This is a genomic window from Salibacterium sp. K-3 (assembly GCF_054052005.1).
The window spans coordinates 1-18,779 of sequence record NZ_JBSVZE010000002.1 but is presented as its reverse complement, the minus strand read 5'-3'; the positions used below and the strand labels follow the sequence as shown (position 1 = coordinate 18,779).

Sequence of the window (18,779 nt, the reverse complement as noted above, 5' to 3'; positions counted from 1 at the left end):
TATCTCATCTTTCCTTGTTTAATCATAGGATGTACAGATTAAAAATTCAAATGCGGTTGAATGGCATTAATTGTACTTAATGAGCGTTATTAAGGATTGTATTTGATAACAACTGTCTCGCTTGCATAATGCTTGCGTATGATGGGATATACACCGGATTTGAAGAACCCGGTTCTGAATTTTATCCTGGATACACTGATTTAGCGCGGCAGATAGGGGTTTTTCAGAAAGCGCCGGATGTTTTAAAGGTTTGGAAAGGGCGTGAAGAGGTAATGAGAGGAATATATTACGTACTAAAGGAGGCTGTTTTATGGACCGCTCTCAGACGAGAGTATTAATTGAAGAAGTGATGAAAGACCTGAAGGAAAAGGACGACTTTCTCGACATGGACGATGCGGCGGAACGGGAAAAAACACTGGAATCCGCCGGCGAAATACTTAAAACGACGGACAAGATTATTAAAAGTTACATCCGTGTGTCCCGGGAGGACGGAGCAATTGAACGGATTCCGGCCTACCGGGTGCAGCATAATAACATAAGCGGATTTTACAAGGGAGGCATCCGTTTCAGCGACAATATCGAGGAAAGCGAAGTGGAAAACCTTGCGATTTTGATGACGCTCAAGAACGCGCTTCACGGGCTTCCGTTCGGCGGAGCAAAAGGCGGGGTGAACATTAATCCACGTGATTTCACAGAGCGGGAGCTGAATCTGGTCAGTAAAAAATATGTGCAGCGCTTCGCCCTCAACATCGGGCCCACCCAGGACATTCCTGCGCCGGACCTTGGAACGAATGAACGTATCATCGACTGGATGGTGGGCGAGTATAAAACGATTCATCCGGGACAGGCATACAGCGGGGCGTTCACAGGAAAAAGCGTCGAAAACAACGGGGCAAGGGGACGACGTGAGTCCACCGGAATCGGCACCTTTCTCAGTTATTTCTATTTATTGAATGAATGGTTTCCTGAAAAACGAAACAGCCGGGGAGTGCAGCGGAACGTGAGAAGCAATCAATGGAAAACACTTGAAACACTTTATGATAAGCTTAACCGGAAAGATCCGGTCGATGTCGCGGTGCAGGGTTTTGGTAATGTCGGCGGCGTCGCTGCACTTGAAGCCTATAACTGCGCTGAGGTAAAACATCGGATAACGGCTGTGTCGGATCAGTTTGTGACGTTGAAAAATGAAGAAGGGCTGAATATCAAGAAGCTGCAGGAGTACACCGACAAGTATAAAAGACTGCCTGGTACAGACGAGCAGCTGCAGGAGTATAATATTACAGCAGAAATATCCTCTCCGGAAGCAGTACTTACGACAGATGTGGATGTGATGATCTTCGCTGCCATTGAAGATCAGGTAACCAAAGAAAATATGAAAGATATTCATGCCGACATTCTGGTGGAAGGGGCAAACGCTCCGGTTTCGGTAGAAGCGGACCTGCATCTGCAGGAACAGGGAAAGATCATTATACCGGATATTCTCGCCAACGCCGGCGGTGTACATGTGTCCTATCTGGAATGGAAGCAGAGCCGTGTCACGGAGATGTATTCCAAAGAAGAGATTTTAAAAGAAATGGGTTCTCAGATGAAGTCGACACTGAAGCAGGTGTTCGGCGAATACTTTCACGAAGATGAACACACGATGCGCTTCACCTGCTACTCCATCGCCCTGCGCAGGCTGACTTCCCTGCTTTATAAACACGGAAAATTATTTTAAGAAAAAAAGGGGTTGGGACAAAACAAAGCCATTTATTCTAAAAAGACGGAGTTTGGGAACATGATCCCGCTCCGTCTTGTCCTATTCAATACTTTGCCTCTGCAGATTGCCTCTTTTACCTCGTTGGCTGGTATTGATGCATGATTGGCGGGTAAATCTCATTATTCGGCGGGTGAAAGCGCATCATTGGCCGGTAACGAACGATTGGACTGGTATTCCCCTTCATTTGACGGGTAAATGGCGGTATTTGGCGGATAAGTGAAGACGTTTGGCTGATACATATTCTTTCCCGTTCCTCCGAACGGCCGGGCGCTGGATTTGTCAATCGAAAATGCATCATGCTCCACGTCGACCCATAACAAATGCTGAAAAACCAAACTCCAATTCATCGTTTAGAGAGTTATATGAACTAAATTCTTTTGTCCCAGACTCTTTTTACATTCTATCTGCCGGAATGGGACGTGATGTTTTGGAGGGCTTTTTCAAGGTTTGGGTAAGTGAAGGAAAACCCGTGCTGTAATGCTTTCTGCGGAATCACTTTCTGCCCTTCGAGGATAAGCGTACTCATGTCACCGAGCGCTGTTCTTATCACAAAGGCGGGGACGGGCGCCCAGTGCGGACGGTTTAACGTGCTCCCGAGCTTTCTGCCGAATTCTCTCATGCGTTCGGGGTTCGGAGCTGTGACATTGAGCGGCCCTTCCATGTTTTTGTGATGAATGGCAAAGCAAATCAGCTGGATCACATCCTGAAGGTGTACCCAGGAATACCACTGGTCTCCAGAGCCGATCGGTCCACCCGCAAATAATTTATACGGAAACATCATTTTTGGAAGGGCGCCGCCGCTGTCGTCGAGAATCAACCCGAATCTCGCCAGTACGGTGCGCACTCCCGCGTCAGCCGCGCGGGAGGCTTCTTTTTCCCATTGTTCACAGACATGCTGGAGAAAGTTGCTGTTGGCAGGACTACTTTTCTCCGTGAATTCTGCGGTTTTTGATGTTCCGTACCAGCCGACGGCGGAAGCATTAATCAGTACCTCGGGGCTGCGGTCGAGAGCCCCGATCAGCCGGTTGATTTCTCCGGCTGCGTCCAGCCGGCTCTGCAAAATCTTCTGTTTCTGTTTTTCGGTCCACCGGCTGTTGATGGAAGCACCCGCCAGATTGATAACCGCATCGATATCCGGGAGATGATCCTCCGGACGGGCCCCGGGCTGGAGCCACTCAACAAAAGTAACCAGATCTTTATTCTGTTTGCTGCTGGCGTTTCTTGTTAAAATAAAAACATGATGTCCGAGTCCGGTGAGATACCCGGTCAAAGCCGATCCGACCAAACCGGTTCCCCCGGCAGCCAATATATTCATAATACATAACCCCTTTCCATACCGCGCGGGGCAGCACAGGATGTCCTCGTTCTGTTATACCCTTGCCTGGCACGTACTAATCTCTTCATCTTTTTATTCTCATCGGGGAAGCGAGGAGGCAACGATGAAAATTTCTAAACTGACGACGCAGAAAAAGCGGCAGGACCGGTTCAATGTTTTTGTCGAACAGGAAGGAACCGAAGAATATGCTTTCAGTGTAGAGGAGCAGGTGCTGGTGGAATGGCAGCTGCAAAAAGGCATGACATTATCAGACGCAGATGTGACAGCCATCAAAGCAACCGACCAGAAACGCAAATGCTGGAATGACGCCCTTCATTACTTAACCCATTCGATGCGTACCGAGTATCAGGTGAGACAGTATCTCATGCGCCGCGAATACGAACCGGAAGCGGTGGATGCGGCGGTTACTCGTCTGAAGGAGTACAAGTTTCTGCAGGATGAGGAGTATGCTTCGGCTTTTGTCCGCACGAAAATAAATACATCGGACAAGGGCCCTGCTGTTATCCGGGAACAACTGCATCAGAAAGGGGTGGCCAAAGAGCAGGCCGAACAGGCACTTGAGCAGTACACGCCGGACATGCAGCTGGAAGCAGCGGAGACGTTTCTTGAAAAAAAGGGAAAGCCGAAAAAAAATGAGTCCAAGCAAGCTATGAAGATCAGGCTGCTGAACAGTTTAATAAGGAAAGGATTTTCCATGGAAACCGCTGAACAGGCCTGGAGCAGGGCAGATATTGAACAGCCTGTGGAAGAGGAAAGAGAAGCAGTGTTCCAGCAGGGGGAAAAGGCGCTGCGCAAATGGAAGCATAAATATGATGATTACACGCTTGAAAGGAAACTGAAAGAACATTTATACCGCAAAGGTTTTCCATTTCCCTCTATTCAGGAATTTCTCCAGGACGTTAAAGAAAGGAAGGAACACGATGAAGAAGAAATATAGTCAGATGACAGAACAGGAACTGTGGGACGAGCTCAGGGAACTGAATGAAAAATCGAAAAAAGCGGAACAGCTCGGCAATGCGAGTGAATTCGCCGTTCATGAACAGCGCCGGATTATGGCCGAAGCCTATCTTCTAAATCCGGATGATTTCATGTCCGGGCAGCGTTACTCCCTGAAACAGGAAGCCGGTACGTTCTTTGTGAAATACTATAACGGCGTTTTTGCCTGGGGATTCAGGGAGCGCTCGGACAAGCTCGAAGCAGTGCCGATTTCACTGCTGGATGACATTAAACCCACTTCGCTGTAGAAAGGAGCATTCCGATGGAACCAATTTTTGATAGGCTTACCGAGCAGCTGATGAAGGAAAATCCGGAGCTGGATAAAGAACAGGCACGGTCCTGGGTTGAACACCTCTGGGAGGATTTTGAATCCACCCGTGCCAGAGCCGGGCGGGAGTATAAAGGACCGGACGTAACGGAAACCATCGTAAAAAAATGGCTCCAGCAATACGGCCCGTACCTGCACCGATACGAGCCGACAAATAAGAAATTTAAAAACTTTCATCAGGAATAAAGGGTTCCTTCTCTTTTTTGAATCGTTCCCTGTTTCAATTTTTTTTCGAGGGTGTCATCGCTGTAAATCCAGCCGGTATAAGAGGTGAGGATGGATAAATCCCTATCCATCCGCACGACGGCGACAAAGGGATAATAGCCTTTACTGCGGTAGCGGAGGTCTATGAATTTCACTTCCCAGCCGCTTTCGGTTTCATGAACGATCCAGCGGTACGTGGGGGAAAACGAAAGAAACGCAGCCAGGTTTCTGTCCTGCCGTGCCTGGTTGATCACTGGATCGTCCGGGATCGGTTCAAACGGATAACTCTCCAGATAGCGGATTCTGGCGTTGCGCACTTCCGTGACATGAAGTTTATCCTGTGTCCGGATGACAAGGTGCCATTTATACCAGTTAAATGTGGGGGAAATAAAAAAATGGGTCGCCCCTGGATGAAACTGTGCCGCCTGCTGCAACACCTTGTTTCTGGCAAGAACCCGCCAGATGTAATAAAAAATCAGACCGGTATACAGCAGAATCATCGTGATTCCCGGCGGCGCCCCGTACCGCCACAGGATAAAAGCAAAAATATGAGCAAAAAAGATCAGCGGGTCAAAGATGTTAATAACGCCAAGTGCCACCCACCGTTTCGTAAATGGAGACAGGGCCTGGGTTCCGTACGCGTTGAAAATATCGACAAACACGTGCAGAAACACAGCCAGAAACGTCCACAGCCACAGGTGCAGAAAAGAGACTTCCGGAGAAAAAGCATACACCGTGCCCGCTACGGCAAGCGGCCAGAGAAGGACAGCCGGAATGGAATGGGTCGGCCCTCTGTGGTATCGTATGTAGACGGCATTGTTTTTCAATTTAAGAACGGTATCAAAATCCGGAGCCTGCGAGCCGATGATGACAGCTGCCATCACTGTCTGCATGGAAGCGGGAGTTTCGGCGGCAGCCGGATCGAATGCAGCGAGTGCACCGATACCGACTCCCATAACAACATGTGTGGCTGTGTCCATTCGCGGTGTCCTCCTTCCAGCACGCTGTATCAACCGAATACTCCGCATCTTTCCGGTTGTTTTAGTTATACCCGATTATAGAGTTCATAAAAAGGGGAACCAAACCGTATGAAGAAAAAAATACATATCTTTATAGAATATAAAATCGCTCCGGATAAAAAGCAGCGGTACGCGCGGGTCATGAAGGAAACAGCTGAAGCGCTCGCCGCCTTTGGTGCATCTTCTTTTCAATGGTTTGAAGCCGTGGACCAAAAACATTTATATGTAGAAGTGTTTGAGGTTGAAAGCTTGTCTGTCTATCATACCGTAAAAGAGGCACGCCGTTCAAAGAATCATCCCGTTTTCGGGCAACTGGACGACTGTCTTGAAGGCGGCCTCGAAAAGCTGCACTGCTGGGCGTTTGTGTCTAAAAATGAAGAACTTAACGAACTGCCGGGAGGGACATGATATGCACGAAAACACTGACGAATCAACTATCCATGATTTTCAGCAGCAGTTGTTGTCGTGGTACGAGCATCATAAACGGGAGCTGCCCTGGCGGCAGAATCAGGACCCGTACAGAGTCTGGGTTTCTGAAATCATGCTGCAGCAGACAAAGGTGGATACCGTCATCCCCTACTTTCACCGGTTCATGGAATGGTTTCCGGATCCAGAATCGCTCGCGTATGCCGATGAAGAACAGGTAATGAAAGCGTGGGAAGGCCTCGGATACTATTCCAGAGTCCGCAATCTCCAGACTGCGGTCAAAGAAGTTGTAGAAGAATACGGAGGTACCGTTCCGGAAGAACGCAGCGAATTTTCCTCGCTGAAAGGAGTTGGACCTTATACGGCGGGGGCGGTGCTCAGCATAGCCTATGAAAAACCGGAACCGGCGGTGGACGGCAACGTCATGCGGGTATTTTCGAGAATTTTTAATATCAGCGATGACATCGGGAAGGCCAAAACGAGAAAACGGTTTGAAGCCCTCGTCGCCCCGTTTCTCGAAGGCGTGAAACCGTCCGCGTTTAATCAGGCCGTTATGGAACTCGGGGCGCTTGTCTGCACTCCGAAATCCCCGGGGTGTCTGCTCTGTCCGGTGCAGGACTTCTGCGAAGCACGCCGTCAGGGAACAGCGGAGGAACTTCCTGTGAAGGCCAAAAAGAAAGCTCCGAAAGCAAAGGATATGGCTGCTGTCGTACTGAAAAATAAAGACGGCAGGATGCTCATCCATCAACGCGGCGAATCGGGCCTTCTTGCGAGGCTCTGGGAATTTCCGAATACGGAAGTTCCGGGACAGCAGGCGAGAGAAGAGGCGTTGAAACAATACCTTGCCGAAGAATACGGAGTGACGGCGGAAATTGGGGAGCCGCTGCAGAAAGTGGAGCATGTATTTTCTCATTTAATCTGGTATATTACCGTGTTTGAAGCGTGGACCGATGACACTGCAGTCCGAAACGCGGACAGCCTGTGGGTGACGATGGAGGAGACGGAGGACTATGCATTTCCTGTCTCTCATCAGAAGATACTCGAAGATAGAAAAGAAAAGGAGGCGCCTTCATGGACTTAGGACTGGAAGGAAAACGTGTACTGGTGACCGGGGGATCAAAAGGAATCGGCAAGGGAATTGCCGCTGCTTTTCTGGCGGAAAAAGCGGAAGTAGCGGTTGCGGCACGATCGGAAGAAGGGCTGAAACAGGCACAGGAAGAGCTTGGCGGTGTCCATACGATTCAGGCGGATCTCAGTAGAGAAGAAGAGCGGGATCGAGTTGTTTTACAAGAAGCAGAAGAGTCCCTTGGAGCTGTGGATATTTTAGTCAATAACGTCGGCGGAAGCAGTGGCGGAAAAGTGGAAGAAACACCGCTTGCTTCCTTTGAAGAAGCACTCCATCTTAATTATTTATCGGCGGTTCATTTCAGTAAAGCCGTTCTTCCCGCAATGAAGGAAAAAGGAAGCGGCAGCATCGTTAATATTTCGTCGATCTTCGGACGGGAGTCAGGCGGCAAACCGACGTACAACAACGCCAAAGCGGCGATGATCAGCTTCACAAAAGCACTCGCCGATGAAGCGGCTCCATTCGGCATCCGGGTGAATTCGGTGGCGCCGGGAGCTGTTCTGCATCCGACCGGCAACTGGCAGAAACGACTGGACGAAAATCCGGAAAAAATCAATCAATTTGTTAAAGATGAAATTCCGGCCGGCCGCTTCGGTACTGTTGAGGAAATTGCGGATGTTGTTACGTTTATCGCCTCAGAACGCGCTTCCTGGGTGATAGGTGCAAGCGTCAACGTAGACGGCGGTCAGTCCTACATGAATATGTAAGAGAAGCTTAATGAGGGGGGCGTCTCATATTCCGTTTCGGTTCGTCATTCAGAATATGAGCTTCCCTCATTTTTTGTTTTGTCTCCGGTGTGCCCAAGTCGTAAATTTTCTGGAGGACGTGGTCCATCCCGCGCTGAAATTCATGCCGGTCGGTCTCTTCGATCGATTCATCGAAATGACGGAAAGTGAACAGATTCCGGGACTCCAGATCATGATCCTGGGTTTCTCCCAGAAGAAAGTCGAGTTGTTCGAGTTCCTCTTCATCCGCTTCTATTTCATATTGAATCAGGTTGCTGTCCGGGATTTTCATACGGCTGATATCGTCCATGCTGATCGGGTTCAGGTTGACATAATATGTCTTTTTCTCCAACGGGTGTTCCTCCTTTGAAACGGTTGGTCTTATTTTGTTTCAAAGGAGGAGTTTTATACGGAGAACAGTACCTCACGCCAGCCCCTGACTCCGGAAAAATGTTCTTGTTTCCGGTGCACCGAGTTCATAAATTTTCCCATAAAGGTCTTTCAATTCCGTCTTCATTTCCCGCTTTGCCCGTTCGGCTTTCGTTTCGTCATGAACGCGTTCGAGAATATCAGAACCGCTGATTCCTTCATTTTGTACGCGGTTCAATAATTTTTCGAGCTCATGTTTTTCCTCAGGGGTGGCATGGATTTCATACTGGATCGTATTTTCATCGGTTTTCACATCGGTAATGCCCATCATAGGTTGATCAAGTTCTACATAATAGGTACGGCGTTCCACAGAATCTCTCCTTTTTATTATATTCTGGGAAAGCTATACCCGTCTGGGCTTAGCATTACACTAATGTTCACGGGAGGCGAGTTCTTTCAGAATTTCTTTATAGATGACACCGCCCTCTGCGGTTAAATACGGAAGCAGCTGCTGAAAACTTTCGTGGAAGTGAAGAAGTTCCTCTCTGCTCCATTCTGTCTTGGGGGTCATGCTTAGTTCGGAAAAATCCCGGTACATGAAATCACCTTTTTTTGGATAGTTTTTGTAGGACAGGGCTTCTTTATACGTTATAATAATGTAGCGGTCGAAAGGAGGAGACAATGGAACAGAAAACAGCCCTCGTCACCGGCAGCAGCCGTGGTATTGGCAGGGAAATTGCAAAGAAATTAGCGGAACAAGGGTATAATATTGTTATTAATTATGCGCGCAGCAAAAGTGCTGCCGAGGAAACAGCGGAAGAAATGGAAACATATGGAGTGAATGCCCTCACGGTGAAAGCAAATGTTGGGAAACCGGATAAGGTAAAGGAATTGTTCGCCGCCATTGACGAACAGTTCGGGCGTCTGGATGTATTTGTAAATAACGCCGCTTCCGGTGTGCTGCGGCCGGCAATGGAACTGGAAGAAAGTCACTGGGACTGGACGATGAATATCAACAGCAAGGCACTGCTTTTTTGTGCGCAGGAAGCGGCGGCACTGATGGAAAGAAGCGGCGGCGGGAAAATTGTGAGTCTCAGTTCCCTCGGTGCGCAGCGTTATTTGAAAAACTATACAGCCGTCGGTGTATCCAAAGCAGCGGTGGAAGCACTGACGAGATACCTGGCGGTGGAACTCGCCGAAAAAGGGATTATCGTGAACGCTGTCTCCGGAGGAGCAGTGGATACAGAAGCACTTACCCATTTTCCGAACCGGGAAGAACTGCTTCGTGAAGCCGAAGAACGAACGCCTGCCGGCAGGATGGTGGAAATGGAAGACCTCGCGGGCGGCGTAATGTTTTTATTATCCGATGAAGCTTCCATGATACGGGGACAGACGATTACAATTGACGGCGGGATTTCGCTTCTGACATAAATTCCCTTCCTCTGCATGGATAATATGACCCCGACCGGGGGAAATTAATCGATGTGGAGGTGATGAAGAATGGCTAACAATCAGCAGCAAAACAACGCTTCACAAACCAATGCACAAAAAGTGCGCCGTCAGAATGCGGCTTCTGCGCAGAACCAGAGCCAGCAGACGGAATTTGCCAGCGAAACCGACGCACAGGAAGTGCGTAAACAGAACCAGCAGTCCCAGCAGAAAAAAGCCCAGAATCAACAACAGCAATAACCGCACAAAAAAAGACCTCTCCGGCGCAGATGCGCCCGGAGAGGTCTTTTTTAACCTTTTACTGAAACATGGGGAATACATACTGCACAAGAAACCATAAAAATCCGAAAAAGATAAGAACATAAGCGAAATATTTAATGAAGGTCGCGGCGACACTCGATTTGTCTTCTTTTTTTTCAATATGGCGTTCTTCGTATTCGTGATCCGGTGTTCTTCTTGGCATTGAAATTTCCTCCTTCTCTTGGCTTCTTAAAAGGAAACTTTCCCTTCCCAAATAATCAATAAACATCAAATCAGTATCAATCGACGAAGGTTGTAAATGTTCTCTGGTTTTCTTCACACCCGGCTGGATGTATAATTGATGAGCAGGAGTATTTACGTTGCAGCAGGAAGGAGAAAGGCATGGATTTCCCGGAAACAGGCAGAACCATTGAAATTCAAAGCTATAAACATGACGGAACCCTTCACCGGATCTGGGAAGAAACCCTTATTCTTCAAGGAACATCCAAAGAAATCATCGCCGGCAATGACCGGATTCTCGTCCGCGAAGCAGACGGACGGATCTGGCGGACAAGAGAACCAGCGATCTGTTATTTTCACAGTGAGAAATGGTTTAACACCATCGGAATGGTGCGGTCCGACGGCATTCACTTTTACTGCAATGTCGGCACTCCGTTCGTATGGGACGAAGAAGCATTGAAATACATTGATTATGATCTGGATATAAAAGTGTTTCCGGACAGGACCTATCATATCCTTGATAAAGATGAGTACCATATGCACAAACGACAGATGGGTTATCCTCCGGAACTTGAAGAGAAGATAGAAGAGGGACTGGAAGAACTGCAGAGCTGGATTTATCAACGGAAAGGACCGTTTGAACCAATGTTTGTGGAAAAGTGGTATGAGCGTTTTCTTTTTTTTCGGTAGATTGAGGTGAATCATGGGCAGCATCCGAAGATATTTACAGTTTGTAAAACCTTATAAAAAAATTATTATACTTACCGTTATCATAGGTGTGCTGAAGTTCGGAATTCCGCTTCTCACGCCTCTTATTCTCGCCCATGTCATTGATGAAATAATACTGGCGGACGGAATGCCCGCAGATGAAAAAGTGTCGAGGCTTTTCTGGCTGCTGGGCGGAGCCGTGTTCCTCTTTCTGGTGGTGCGGCCGCCCGTGGAATACTACCGTCAGTATTTTGCTCAGTGGACGGGAAGTAAAGTACTGTACGATATACGGGATCAGCTTTTCACTCATATCCAGAAATTAAGCCTCCGGTTTTATTCCAACCGGAAGGCAGGGGAAATTATATCCCGGGTTATCAATGATGTGGAACAGACGAAAAACTTTGTCATTACCGGGCTGATGAATATATGGCTTGATATGGCAACGATTGTTATCGTGCTTGTAATTATGCTCACGATGAATGGATGGCTGACGCTGGTCGCTGTATCCCTGTTTCCGCTCTATATTATTTCCATTAATTATTTTTATACGAGACTGCGTGATTTAACCGTCCGCCGTTCGGCAGCTCTGGCAGATGTGCAGGGGCATCTTCACGAGCGGGTGCAGGGAATGAACGTCATCCGAAGCTTTGCCCTGGAAGATTATGAACAGGAACAGTTCGACAAACGGAACAGTAACTTCCTGGAAAAAGCAGTGGATCATACGCGATGGAATGCCAAGACCTTTGCTGTCGTTAATACCATCACCGATATTGCCCCATTGATTGTCATACTGACAGCCGGTTGGTTTGTACTGACTTCCGATTTGGCAGTTGGGGAAATGGTAGCGTTTGTTTCGTATATGGAGCGGATGTATGCGCCGCTGCGGAGGTTGATTAATTCCTCGACAACCCTTACCCAGTCGATTGCATCGATGGACCGCGTATTTGAATTCGTGGATGAAGAGTATGATATCGTGGACAAAGACGAGGCCGTGCCGCTGGAGCATGCCAGGGGCGATGTGGCCTTCGAAAATGTCTCGTTTCAGTATGAAGATGAAAGCGAAGACGTGCTTCAAACGATCAATATGAATGTGAAAGCCGGCGAGACGGTGGCGCTTGTCGGCATGAGCGGGGGAGGTAAAAGCACACTGGTCAGTCTTATTCCCCGTTTCTATGATGTGACCTCCGGACGTATCAAGCTGGACGGCAAAGATATCCGGGATTATCAGGTGCGCTCCCTGCGTGACAAAATCGGCATGGTGCTGCAGGATAACGTCTTGTTCAGCGATTCGGTGGAGATGAATATCCGGATGGGAAATCCGTATGCGTCCGACGAAGAAGTGACTGCGGCAGCAAAGGCCGCCAACGCCCATGATTTTATAGAGGAGCTTTCCCAGGGGTATGATACTCCTGTCGGCGAGCGGGGAGTGAAGCTTTCCGGCGGCCAGAAACAACGGATAGCCATTGCCCGTGTTTTTCTGAAAAACCCGCCGATGCTTATTTTTGATGAAGCTACATCCGCGCTTGATCTGGAAAGCGAGCATCTGATCCAGGAAGCGATGGAAACACTGGCACGGGACCGTACGACCTTCATTGTCGCCCACAGGCTTTCCACCATCACTCACGCCGACCGCATTGTCGTGGTGGAAAACGGAGAAATTGTCGAAGACGGTTCCCACCAGGAACTGATGAAACAAAATGGTTCTTACAAAAAACTGTATAATGTGCAGCATATATAAAAAGGATGCCCGCACCAGGCGGAGCATCTTTTTTTATTCTGGATCGACCTGGACGGTGTTGTCTTCTTTGTGATAGCTGAAAAAGCTCTCCACGAGGCGGTCGAGATGTTCCAGGTGATCGTGGTATTCCATGATGTGGGCGATAACCGGGAGTACATGAAACCATTCATCCCTGTTTATTTCATTGTTCTCATATATCCGCATGAAGTTTTCCGTGAGCAGTGTTTTTCCTTTTGTTATTTCCTCTTCCATTTCTTCAGGAAGCTGTGTGTTCACTTTGCCGATATAGCGAAGCAGAATCCGGTCATGATAATTCATCAGGTGGTCAAGCTGTGTTTTGATCTGTTTCTGCATTTCTGCCGGAAGGTGATTCCATTCATTTTCATACTTATCCATGGATTGAAGGATAGCAAATATTCTTTTTAATGCAGCAATCATCTGTTTGAATAGGACCAGTTTCCGCGCTTTTGCAAGGGAGTACCGGAGAAAGTAGCTGCGTTCTTCTTTATAAAGAAGATATAGGTTCTCGACATCCACAGTCGATTCATTCATGCGGGGGATGTCTTTTTTCAGTGAATGCTGATTCGTTTCATGACGCAGGATAAGCCGCGTCCAGCGGATGACTTCTTCGGTCAGATCCGAAATTTTATAGTACAGCCGGGTTTCGTATTTTGGAGGAAGAAACAGGAGATTTACGAGAAAGGCGGCCAGTACCCCGAGCATCACAAGAGAAAAGCGTTCCAGTGCAAATAGAAGAAAGCTTTCTGCAGGCCGCCCCATGATAATAATGATGGTAACAAGGGCAAGAGAAATCGCAGAACTTTCCAGCTTCAGTTTCAGGATGATACTGATGGCGAGCATAACCGCCGCCCCTGTAACAACCGGCTCATGGCCGAATGCAAGGGCAAATACAGTCGCAATGACAGCGCCGAGTACATTTGCCTGGATCTGTTCCAGAATCGTCTGGTAGGACCGGTAGATCGAAGGCTGAATCGCAAACGTGGCGGAAATGGCCGCGAAAAACGACGGTTCCAGGCCCGCCCAGGAAGCAGCATAAATTGCAGCTATGATCGCAAGTCCGGTTTTGAAAATCCGAGCCCCAAGTTTCATGAAACGTTCCAATTCCTTTCCTGCTTCAAAATGGGTATCGTCAAGTCTGGGGGGGTTCTTCTTCCTGTCTTGTCTGTTCAAAAATCAGTTTGGCTTGATCGGCCGACTTTCTGTCAATAAAGTACGCGATGGCAGCCCTGCACAAAGACCACGTTGCCGCTGAGGCGACCGTTCCGGAAATGACATGGCCGGCGCCGGGAAACACCACTTTGCTCAGGGAACGCGCGGCCTGCCGGAACGCATAAGCCGCGCCTACGTTGATTCCAAGAGCACCGATGAATTCGAAGATGCTTTTCCGGTTCAAATCACGTCCGGAAATATAGGCGATGCTTGTAATCATCGATATCTGCACCCCGGTGATGACCGGCATGTCAGCGACAGGTACCGGCTGCGCGCCGAAGCCTCCGTTAATGAGAGCGGCGCTTTTCCCGATGGAGCGTGCAATGCTCCGCTGAATTTCGGCAGCCTGGGTGATTTTTGCCCACTGCAGCCAGGTGCTCCCCGGGAGATGATTCAACAAATAATGAAGCGTTTCTTCCATATTCCAGCGCCGGTCATAGACGATTTCCCCGTCTTTAAAAGCAATGTAGGCGCACACCGGAAATACCTGGATAACTCCTTCGATCTGATCCCTGAGTTTATCTTCAAGGTGGGAGGAGGCATGATCAATATTTGTTCTTTTTTCCTTCTCAAACGGAGGTTCCGTATCATACACAGGATCGAGCTCATCGACCTGGGTGACGATGCCGATTACCGGAGGGACATATTGATGAACACGTTCCACATGGGCACGCAGTTCCTGAAGCTGGTCGATATCTTCCTGTATACGGGCATCGACTTCTTTGGCCTTCACAAGAAACAAAAAGACATCCGGGCATTGTTCGTCCAGGGAGTGCTTCACTTCCGCGAGAGAATCTTCGGTTTCCGCTGTCTCTTCCGGGCGGGATCCTTCTCCGATCCCTCTTGTATCAAGAATATCCATAGCACCGGAGGCGGCGTCATCTTTTTGAAAAGAGTGCCAAATCCCGCGGCCGGTCTGCGCTTTCACGGAACCGACGTCTGCCGCAGGCGCCTGAAAGACGGCATTGATAAACGTTGATTTACCCGCGCCGCGGCGTCCGACAATGACAAACCGGGGGGAGCGGTTATCCAGAAAGATATCTTCAAGCCGCTCTATTTCTCCTTCGATCTGCTTTTTGACAGGACCGGGCACTTTCGGCAGAAGTTTTTTGCGCATTAACCGGACCGGTTCCTGGAACCATTGTTTTGTTTCTTCGTTCTGCATGCCTTGTCCCTCCTTTTTCTTCCTCTTTTTATTCCCATTCATGGAAAGGTATAATCTTTTACTGCTGATTTTTTTCGATCTGCTGAAATGCGTAACGCGCAGCTTCAATCGTTTGATCGATATCGGTTTTGGTATGGGCGGTGGTCAGAAACCATGCTTCATATTTCGAAGGGGCCAAATTTATGCCCTGCTCCAGCATAAGATGGAAGAACTGCTGAAATAGTTCGCCGTCGCTTTGCTCCGCTCCGTCGTAGTCGGTTACGTTTTCTGAGGTGAAATACAGAGTCAGGGCACCGCAGCGCCGGTTTACTACCGCATCTATGCTGTGTTCGCTGATAACAGTCTCGAGACCTTTCTGCAGTCTTTCTCCCAGATAATCAAGATGCTCATACGTCCCCGGCTCTTTGAGAATTTCCAGGCAGGCGATACCTGCACTGATGGAGGCCGGATTGCCGGACATCGTTCCTGCCTGGTAGGCAGGGCCGAGCGGAGCGACATTTTCCATAATATCCACTCTTCCTCCGTACGCGCCGATAGGCAGTCCGCCGCCTATAATTTTGCCCATGGCTGTCATGTCCGGCGTGACACCATAAAGATTCTGCGCTCCTCCGTACGTAAAACGAAAAGCGGTAATAACTTCATCGTAGATCACTAAAGCTCCTGCATTATGTGCAGCTTCGTTCACCTTCTCCAGAAATCCTTCCGCCGGTTCGACAATGCCGAAGTTGCCGACAAGCGGCTCGACGAGAACCGCTGCAATGTCGTCTCCCCATTGGTCCAGCACTTCCTGCAATGCTTCGGGATTATTGAAAGGAACGGTAATAACTTCCTCCGCGATATTGGCCGTTACTCCGGCAGAGTCCGGAGAACCAAGTGTGGCCGGACCGGACCCTGCAGCGACAAGCACAAGGTCGGAATGACCGTGGTAGCACCCGGAAAACTTTACGATTTTTGTCCGTCCGGTATAGGCCCGTGCTACACGGATTGTGGTCATGACAGCTTCGGTGCCGGAGTTAACGAAGCGGACTTTTTCAAGTGAAGGAATCGCCTCTTTCAGCATTTTTGCGAACCTGTTTTCAAGCACAGTCGGGGTTCCGTAAAGGACACCGTTTTCGGCTGCGCTGCTGATGGCTTTTGTAATATGCGGATGGGCGTGGCCGGTAATGATAGGGCCGTATGCGCCGAGATAATCAATATAGGAATTGCCGTCCACATCATAAAAGTAAGCTCCTTCTCCTTTTTCCATGAAGACCGGGGTGCCTCCCCCGACTCCTTTAAAGGAACGGGACGGACTGTTCACGCCGCCGACAATATGTTCGCAGGCTTCCTGATATAAGCGTTCAGACTGTTCTATATTCATGGTTGATCCTCCTAAAGTGAAAAATTCCATAACATATTGTACCATGTAGAATAGAGAACCAATAACGGACCGTGAATATTTAATATGGAAAAGGATGATGATGAATGACGGATATGACTGGAAAACAAGCTCCTGATTTTTCTCTCCCATCAAGCACCGGGGAAGAAATCAGCCTCTCGGATGTAAAGGGAAAAAATGTCGTACTCTATTTTTATCCGAAAGACATGACTCCCGGATGTACGACAGAAGCCTGCGATTTCCGGGATCATGCGGAAGCTTTTGATGAAGTGGACACCCGGATTCTTGGTATCAGTCCAGATTCTCCGGAGTCCCACCGCAGGTTTATTGAAAAACACGGGCTGTCGTTTCCGCTTTTGGCCGATGAAGAGAAGGAAGTGGCAGAAGCCTACGGTGTATGGCAGTTGAAAAAGAATTTCGGCAAAGAGTATATGGGAATTGTCCGTTCTACATTTATTATTGATAAAGAAGGGACGATTGTGAAAGAGTGGAGGAACGTAAAAGTGGACCAGCACGTACAGGAAACGCTGGAATATATCAAGAACAATCTTTAACGTTCCCTTGTGCTGTCCGATAGCAGCGGATAACCATATGTTACAGAAACAATTCCGCATGATATAATGACAGAACAGAGACGAAAGGCCGGAGGGTTTCTGCATGAAGCTGATGATCTGCATTGTGAATAATTACTACACGTCGGAAATTGAAAAAGAAATGAAGAAAAAAGAATACCGTATGACGGAACTGTCCAGCAGCGGCGGTTTTATCAAAAAGGGAAGTACAACGTTCCTTTTCGGGGTGAAAGAAGAAAACATAGAGAAGCTGAAAGCGGATCTGAAAGAGGTCTGCACCTCTCTGGAGGCGGAGAAAGGCAGGCAGTCTGAAGCCCCGCGCCGCTTCACCTATTTTGTTCTGTCCGCGGAAAACGCTGCGTTCTTCGGGAACACGGTGGAAAAATCCTGAAAGACACCTTCATTGACATTATTTCAGCTTTTCCTATAGAATAGTTTATAAGAATTATTATGTAAGAATTGGTTTATGAAGAAAGCGAGGTGCATGGCGATGGCGAACGAACAGCTTCAGGAGGCAGTCAATGCGCTGAAAAATACGAAGGTTCGCATGACCCCGCAGCGTCATGCCATTTTGGAATATTTGTATGAAACAATGAATCATCCGACAGCAGATGATATCTATAAGGCACTGGAAAGCAAATTCCCAAACATGAGCGTTGCCACGGTTTATAATAATCTTCGGGTATTTAAAAACGTCGGTATTGTCAAAGAGCTGACATACGGAGATTCGTCAAGCAGGTTTGACTGCGTGACGACGGATCATTATCACGTTATATGTTCTGACTGTGGAAAGATTGTAGACTTTCATTACCCCGGACTGGATGAAGTGGAGACGCTGGCCGAACAGGTTACCGGCTTCCAGGTAAAGAATCATCGTATGGAAATCTACGGAAGCTGCCCGGACTGTAAAAGTGTTGCACATTAAAAAAGGCTCTTTACGAGGTTTGTCCTCCTAAAGAGCCTTTTTTTCGCCTGTTCAGGATTTGTTCCGGCTGGATCCGCGGTTATAAGACGGGTCAAATTCTTTTCCTTCCAGGTCAGGGTCGAGGGTTAACGGTTCATCACAATACATGCACGCATCGACCCGCCCGAGAACCTTTGTGACTTTCCCGCAGCCCGGGCATTCCACTTTTACGGTATTGGTGGAAATCATTCCGATCCAGAAGTAGACTCCACTGCTCGATATGACAAAAATGAAACCAATAATCATGCTGATTGTCATGATAAGAGGAGAAGAATCAAAAAAGATTCCAATATACATAACCAGAATCCCGATAAAAACAAGGGAAAGGGCAAATGTCCTGATCCGGTTGATCTTATTCATTCCTTTTGATGCCATATAATACCCTCCTGTCTGCAAAGTATATCATAAAATAAAGGGCTGCCCTAAATGAAAGTTTAATCTATAGAAGTCCCAATATAAAAATGCCTGATCATGGAAATGTGATCATGTCGAAAAAAATTTAAGCAGATTGTTGACTCATTATAATCAGGGTGGTATATTAGTTACTGTCGCTGTTGAGGGAACAACAGACAGCGCCTTATTTTCCTCTAAAAAAAGTTGTTGACTTTGTCTGGAGGAAATGATAAATTATAAAAGCCGCTTATTAAGGCGGGTTAATCATTGCTCTTTGAAAATTGAATGAAAGTCAAGCGTCTGTCAATTCAAATGGTTCGACGAACCATACAGATAAAAGCAGTACAGCATCAAACTTTCAATGGAGAGTTTGATCCTGGCTCAGGACGAACGCTGGCGGCGTGCCTAATACAT

Annotated in this window: 25 protein-coding genes; 14 read left to right on the top strand and 11 right to left on the bottom strand. The window is 48.0% G+C overall.

The genetic code is table 11. From position 1 onward, the window contains the following. The first annotated feature begins 310 nt into the window (after positions 1 to 310). Positions 311 to 1,717 (top strand): Glu/Leu/Phe/Val family dehydrogenase, encoded by a 1,407-nt coding sequence (locus tag ACW9JV_RS12190; RefSeq protein ID WP_457334820.1) that lies wholly within the window; start codon positions 311 to 313, stop codon positions 1,715 to 1,717. A gap of 161 nt (positions 1,718 to 1,878) precedes the next feature. On the opposite strand, the gene ACW9JV_RS12185 is transcribed toward ACW9JV_RS12190, so the two are convergent. Together ACW9JV_RS12185 and ACW9JV_RS12180 are read right to left on the bottom strand one after the other, a co-directional pair. Then, positions 1,879 to 2,094: a hypothetical protein gene (locus ACW9JV_RS12185; protein ID WP_457334818.1), complete on the bottom strand. Its 216-nt coding sequence runs from the start codon at positions 2,092 to 2,094 to the stop codon at positions 1,879 to 1,881. A 65-nt stretch (positions 2,095 to 2,159) separates the two neighbouring features. Next, positions 2,160 to 3,074 carry a TIGR01777 family oxidoreductase gene (locus ACW9JV_RS12180; RefSeq protein WP_457334816.1) on the bottom strand — a complete coding sequence of 305 codons (915 nt, stop codon included), beginning with the start codon at positions 3,072 to 3,074 and terminating at the stop codon, positions 2,160 to 2,162. A gap of 124 nt (positions 3,075 to 3,198) precedes the next feature. Between ACW9JV_RS12180 and recX the strand changes: the two genes are divergently transcribed. Genes recX through ACW9JV_RS12165 form a run of 3 tightly spaced genes read left to right on the top strand, consistent with a single transcriptional unit; the run spans position 3,199 to position 4,605 of the window. Continuing rightward, positions 3,199 to 4,032 carry a recombination regulator RecX gene (recX, locus tag ACW9JV_RS12175; protein WP_457334814.1) on the top strand — a complete coding sequence of 278 codons (834 nt, stop codon included), beginning with the start codon at positions 3,199 to 3,201 and terminating at the stop codon, positions 4,030 to 4,032. Continuing rightward, on the top strand, positions 4,016 to 4,339 hold the full coding sequence (locus ACW9JV_RS12170; RefSeq protein ID WP_457334812.1) for a YfhH family protein: 324 nt from the start codon (positions 4,016 to 4,018) through the stop codon (positions 4,337 to 4,339). The genes recX and ACW9JV_RS12170 overlap by 17 nt, the downstream gene beginning before the upstream one ends. Before the next feature lie 14 nt (positions 4,340 to 4,353). Then, entirely contained in the window at positions 4,354 to 4,605 is a 252-nt protein-coding gene (locus ACW9JV_RS12165) for a YfhJ family protein (RefSeq protein WP_457334810.1), read from the top strand. Here the strand turns inward: ACW9JV_RS12165 and ACW9JV_RS12160 are convergent. Beyond that, complete coding sequence (locus ACW9JV_RS12160; protein WP_457334808.1) at positions 4,596 to 5,603, bottom strand: metal-dependent hydrolase; 1,008 nt, start codon at positions 5,601 to 5,603, stop codon at positions 4,596 to 4,598. The two genes, ACW9JV_RS12165 and ACW9JV_RS12160, sit on opposite strands and share 10 nt — an antisense overlap. A 108-nt stretch (positions 5,604 to 5,711) precedes the next feature. On the opposite strand from ACW9JV_RS12160, the gene ACW9JV_RS12155 reads away from it, so the two are divergent. The 3 genes from ACW9JV_RS12155 to ACW9JV_RS12145 are packed head-to-tail and all read left to right on the top strand — an operon-like array spanning position 5,712 to position 7,901. Further along, positions 5,712 to 6,050, top strand: coding sequence for a hypothetical protein (locus tag ACW9JV_RS12155; protein WP_457334806.1), 339 nt, complete (start codon positions 5,712 to 5,714; stop codon positions 6,048 to 6,050). Position 6,051: 1 nt separating this feature from the next. Next, positions 6,052 to 7,149: an A/G-specific adenine glycosylase gene (mutY, locus tag ACW9JV_RS12150; RefSeq protein ID WP_457334804.1), complete on the top strand. Its 1,098-nt coding sequence runs from the start codon at positions 6,052 to 6,054 to the stop codon at positions 7,147 to 7,149. Beyond that, positions 7,140 to 7,901 (top strand): SDR family NAD(P)-dependent oxidoreductase, encoded by a 762-nt coding sequence (locus ACW9JV_RS12145; protein ID WP_457334802.1) that lies wholly within the window; start codon positions 7,140 to 7,142, stop codon positions 7,899 to 7,901. Before mutY ends, ACW9JV_RS12145 begins: the two co-directional genes overlap by 10 nt. A gap of 7 nt (positions 7,902 to 7,908) precedes the next feature. Here the strand turns inward: ACW9JV_RS12145 and ACW9JV_RS12140 are convergent, their stop codons facing one another. The 3 genes from ACW9JV_RS12140 to ACW9JV_RS12130 form a co-directional block, all read right to left on the bottom strand. Beyond that, a complete protein-coding gene (locus tag ACW9JV_RS12140) occupies positions 7,909 to 8,271 on the bottom strand; it encodes a hypothetical protein (protein ID WP_457334800.1) in 363 nt (120 codons plus the stop codon). 72 nt (positions 8,272 to 8,343) lie between these two features. Next, a complete protein-coding gene (locus ACW9JV_RS12135) occupies positions 8,344 to 8,658 on the bottom strand; it encodes a hypothetical protein (RefSeq protein WP_457334798.1) in 315 nt (104 codons plus the stop codon). 60 nt (positions 8,659 to 8,718) lie between these two features. Beyond that, a complete protein-coding gene (locus ACW9JV_RS12130; RefSeq protein WP_457334796.1) occupies positions 8,719 to 8,886 on the bottom strand; it encodes a hypothetical protein in 168 nt (55 codons plus the stop codon). Between the two features lie 83 nt (positions 8,887 to 8,969). Here ACW9JV_RS12130 and fabL point away from each other — a divergent pair, with 83 nt between their 5' ends. Together fabL and ACW9JV_RS12120 are read left to right on the top strand one after the other, a co-directional pair. Further along, positions 8,970 to 9,719, top strand: a complete 750-nt coding sequence (gene fabL, locus ACW9JV_RS12125; protein ID WP_457334794.1) for an enoyl-[acyl-carrier-protein] reductase FabL — start codon at positions 8,970 to 8,972, stop codon at positions 9,717 to 9,719. A gap of 69 nt (positions 9,720 to 9,788) precedes the next feature. Next, on the top strand, positions 9,789 to 9,977 hold the full coding sequence (locus ACW9JV_RS12120) for a gamma-type small acid-soluble spore protein (RefSeq protein ID WP_457334792.1): 189 nt from the start codon (positions 9,789 to 9,791) through the stop codon (positions 9,975 to 9,977). Positions 9,978 to 10,035: 58 nt separating this feature from the next. Here the strand turns inward: ACW9JV_RS12120 and ACW9JV_RS12115 are convergent, their stop codons facing one another. Then, positions 10,036 to 10,200, bottom strand: a complete 165-nt coding sequence (locus ACW9JV_RS12115) for a hypothetical protein (protein WP_457334790.1) — start codon at positions 10,198 to 10,200, stop codon at positions 10,036 to 10,038. Between the two features lie 179 nt (positions 10,201 to 10,379). Here ACW9JV_RS12115 and ntdP point away from each other — a divergent pair, with 179 nt between their 5' ends. Together ntdP and ACW9JV_RS12105 are read left to right on the top strand one after the other, a co-directional pair. Continuing rightward, positions 10,380 to 10,907 carry a nucleoside tri-diphosphate phosphatase gene (gene ntdP / locus ACW9JV_RS12110; RefSeq protein ID WP_457334788.1) on the top strand — a complete coding sequence of 176 codons (528 nt, stop codon included), beginning with the start codon at positions 10,380 to 10,382 and terminating at the stop codon, positions 10,905 to 10,907. Between the two features lie 13 nt (positions 10,908 to 10,920). Then, positions 10,921 to 12,663: an ABC transporter ATP-binding protein gene (locus tag ACW9JV_RS12105; RefSeq protein ID WP_457334786.1), complete on the top strand. Its 1,743-nt coding sequence runs from the start codon at positions 10,921 to 10,923 to the stop codon at positions 12,661 to 12,663. 33 nt (positions 12,664 to 12,696) lie between these two features. Here ACW9JV_RS12105 and ACW9JV_RS12100 read toward each other — a convergent pair whose 3' ends face one another. From ACW9JV_RS12100 to ACW9JV_RS12090, 3 genes are read right to left on the bottom strand one after another with little or no spacing between them, the layout of a single operon-like run. After that, the gene (locus ACW9JV_RS12100; protein WP_457334784.1) at positions 12,697 to 13,785 is read right to left on the bottom strand and encodes an FUSC family protein; all 1,089 of its coding nucleotides are present in this window, start codon (positions 13,783 to 13,785) and stop codon (positions 12,697 to 12,699) included. A 28-nt stretch (positions 13,786 to 13,813) separates the two neighbouring features. After that, complete coding sequence (locus tag ACW9JV_RS12095; protein WP_457334782.1) at positions 13,814 to 15,058, bottom strand: GTPase family protein; 1,245 nt, start codon at positions 15,056 to 15,058, stop codon at positions 13,814 to 13,816. Positions 15,059 to 15,116: 58 nt separating this feature from the next. Continuing rightward, positions 15,117 to 16,418, bottom strand: coding sequence for a glutamate-1-semialdehyde 2,1-aminomutase (locus ACW9JV_RS12090; protein ID WP_457334780.1), 1,302 nt, complete (start codon positions 16,416 to 16,418; stop codon positions 15,117 to 15,119). A gap of 104 nt (positions 16,419 to 16,522) precedes the next feature. Here ACW9JV_RS12090 and bcp point away from each other — a divergent pair, with 104 nt between their 5' ends. From bcp to perR, 3 genes are all read left to right on the top strand, one after another. Then, positions 16,523 to 16,990, top strand: coding sequence for a thioredoxin-dependent thiol peroxidase (gene bcp, locus ACW9JV_RS12085; RefSeq protein ID WP_457334778.1), 468 nt, complete (start codon positions 16,523 to 16,525; stop codon positions 16,988 to 16,990). Positions 16,991 to 17,093: 103 nt separating this feature from the next. After that, a complete protein-coding gene (locus ACW9JV_RS12080; RefSeq protein ID WP_457334776.1) occupies positions 17,094 to 17,399 on the top strand; it encodes a cyclic-di-AMP receptor in 306 nt (101 codons plus the stop codon). A gap of 99 nt (positions 17,400 to 17,498) precedes the next feature. Continuing rightward, positions 17,499 to 17,933: a peroxide-responsive transcriptional repressor PerR gene (perR, locus tag ACW9JV_RS12075; RefSeq protein ID WP_457334774.1), complete on the top strand. Its 435-nt coding sequence runs from the start codon at positions 17,499 to 17,501 to the stop codon at positions 17,931 to 17,933. Positions 17,934 to 17,984: 51 nt separating this feature from the next. Here the strand turns inward: perR and ACW9JV_RS12070 are convergent, their stop codons facing one another. Then, positions 17,985 to 18,347, bottom strand: coding sequence for a YgzB family protein (locus tag ACW9JV_RS12070; RefSeq protein WP_457334772.1), 363 nt, complete (start codon positions 18,345 to 18,347; stop codon positions 17,985 to 17,987). Positions 18,348 to 18,779 lie beyond the last annotated feature (432 nt).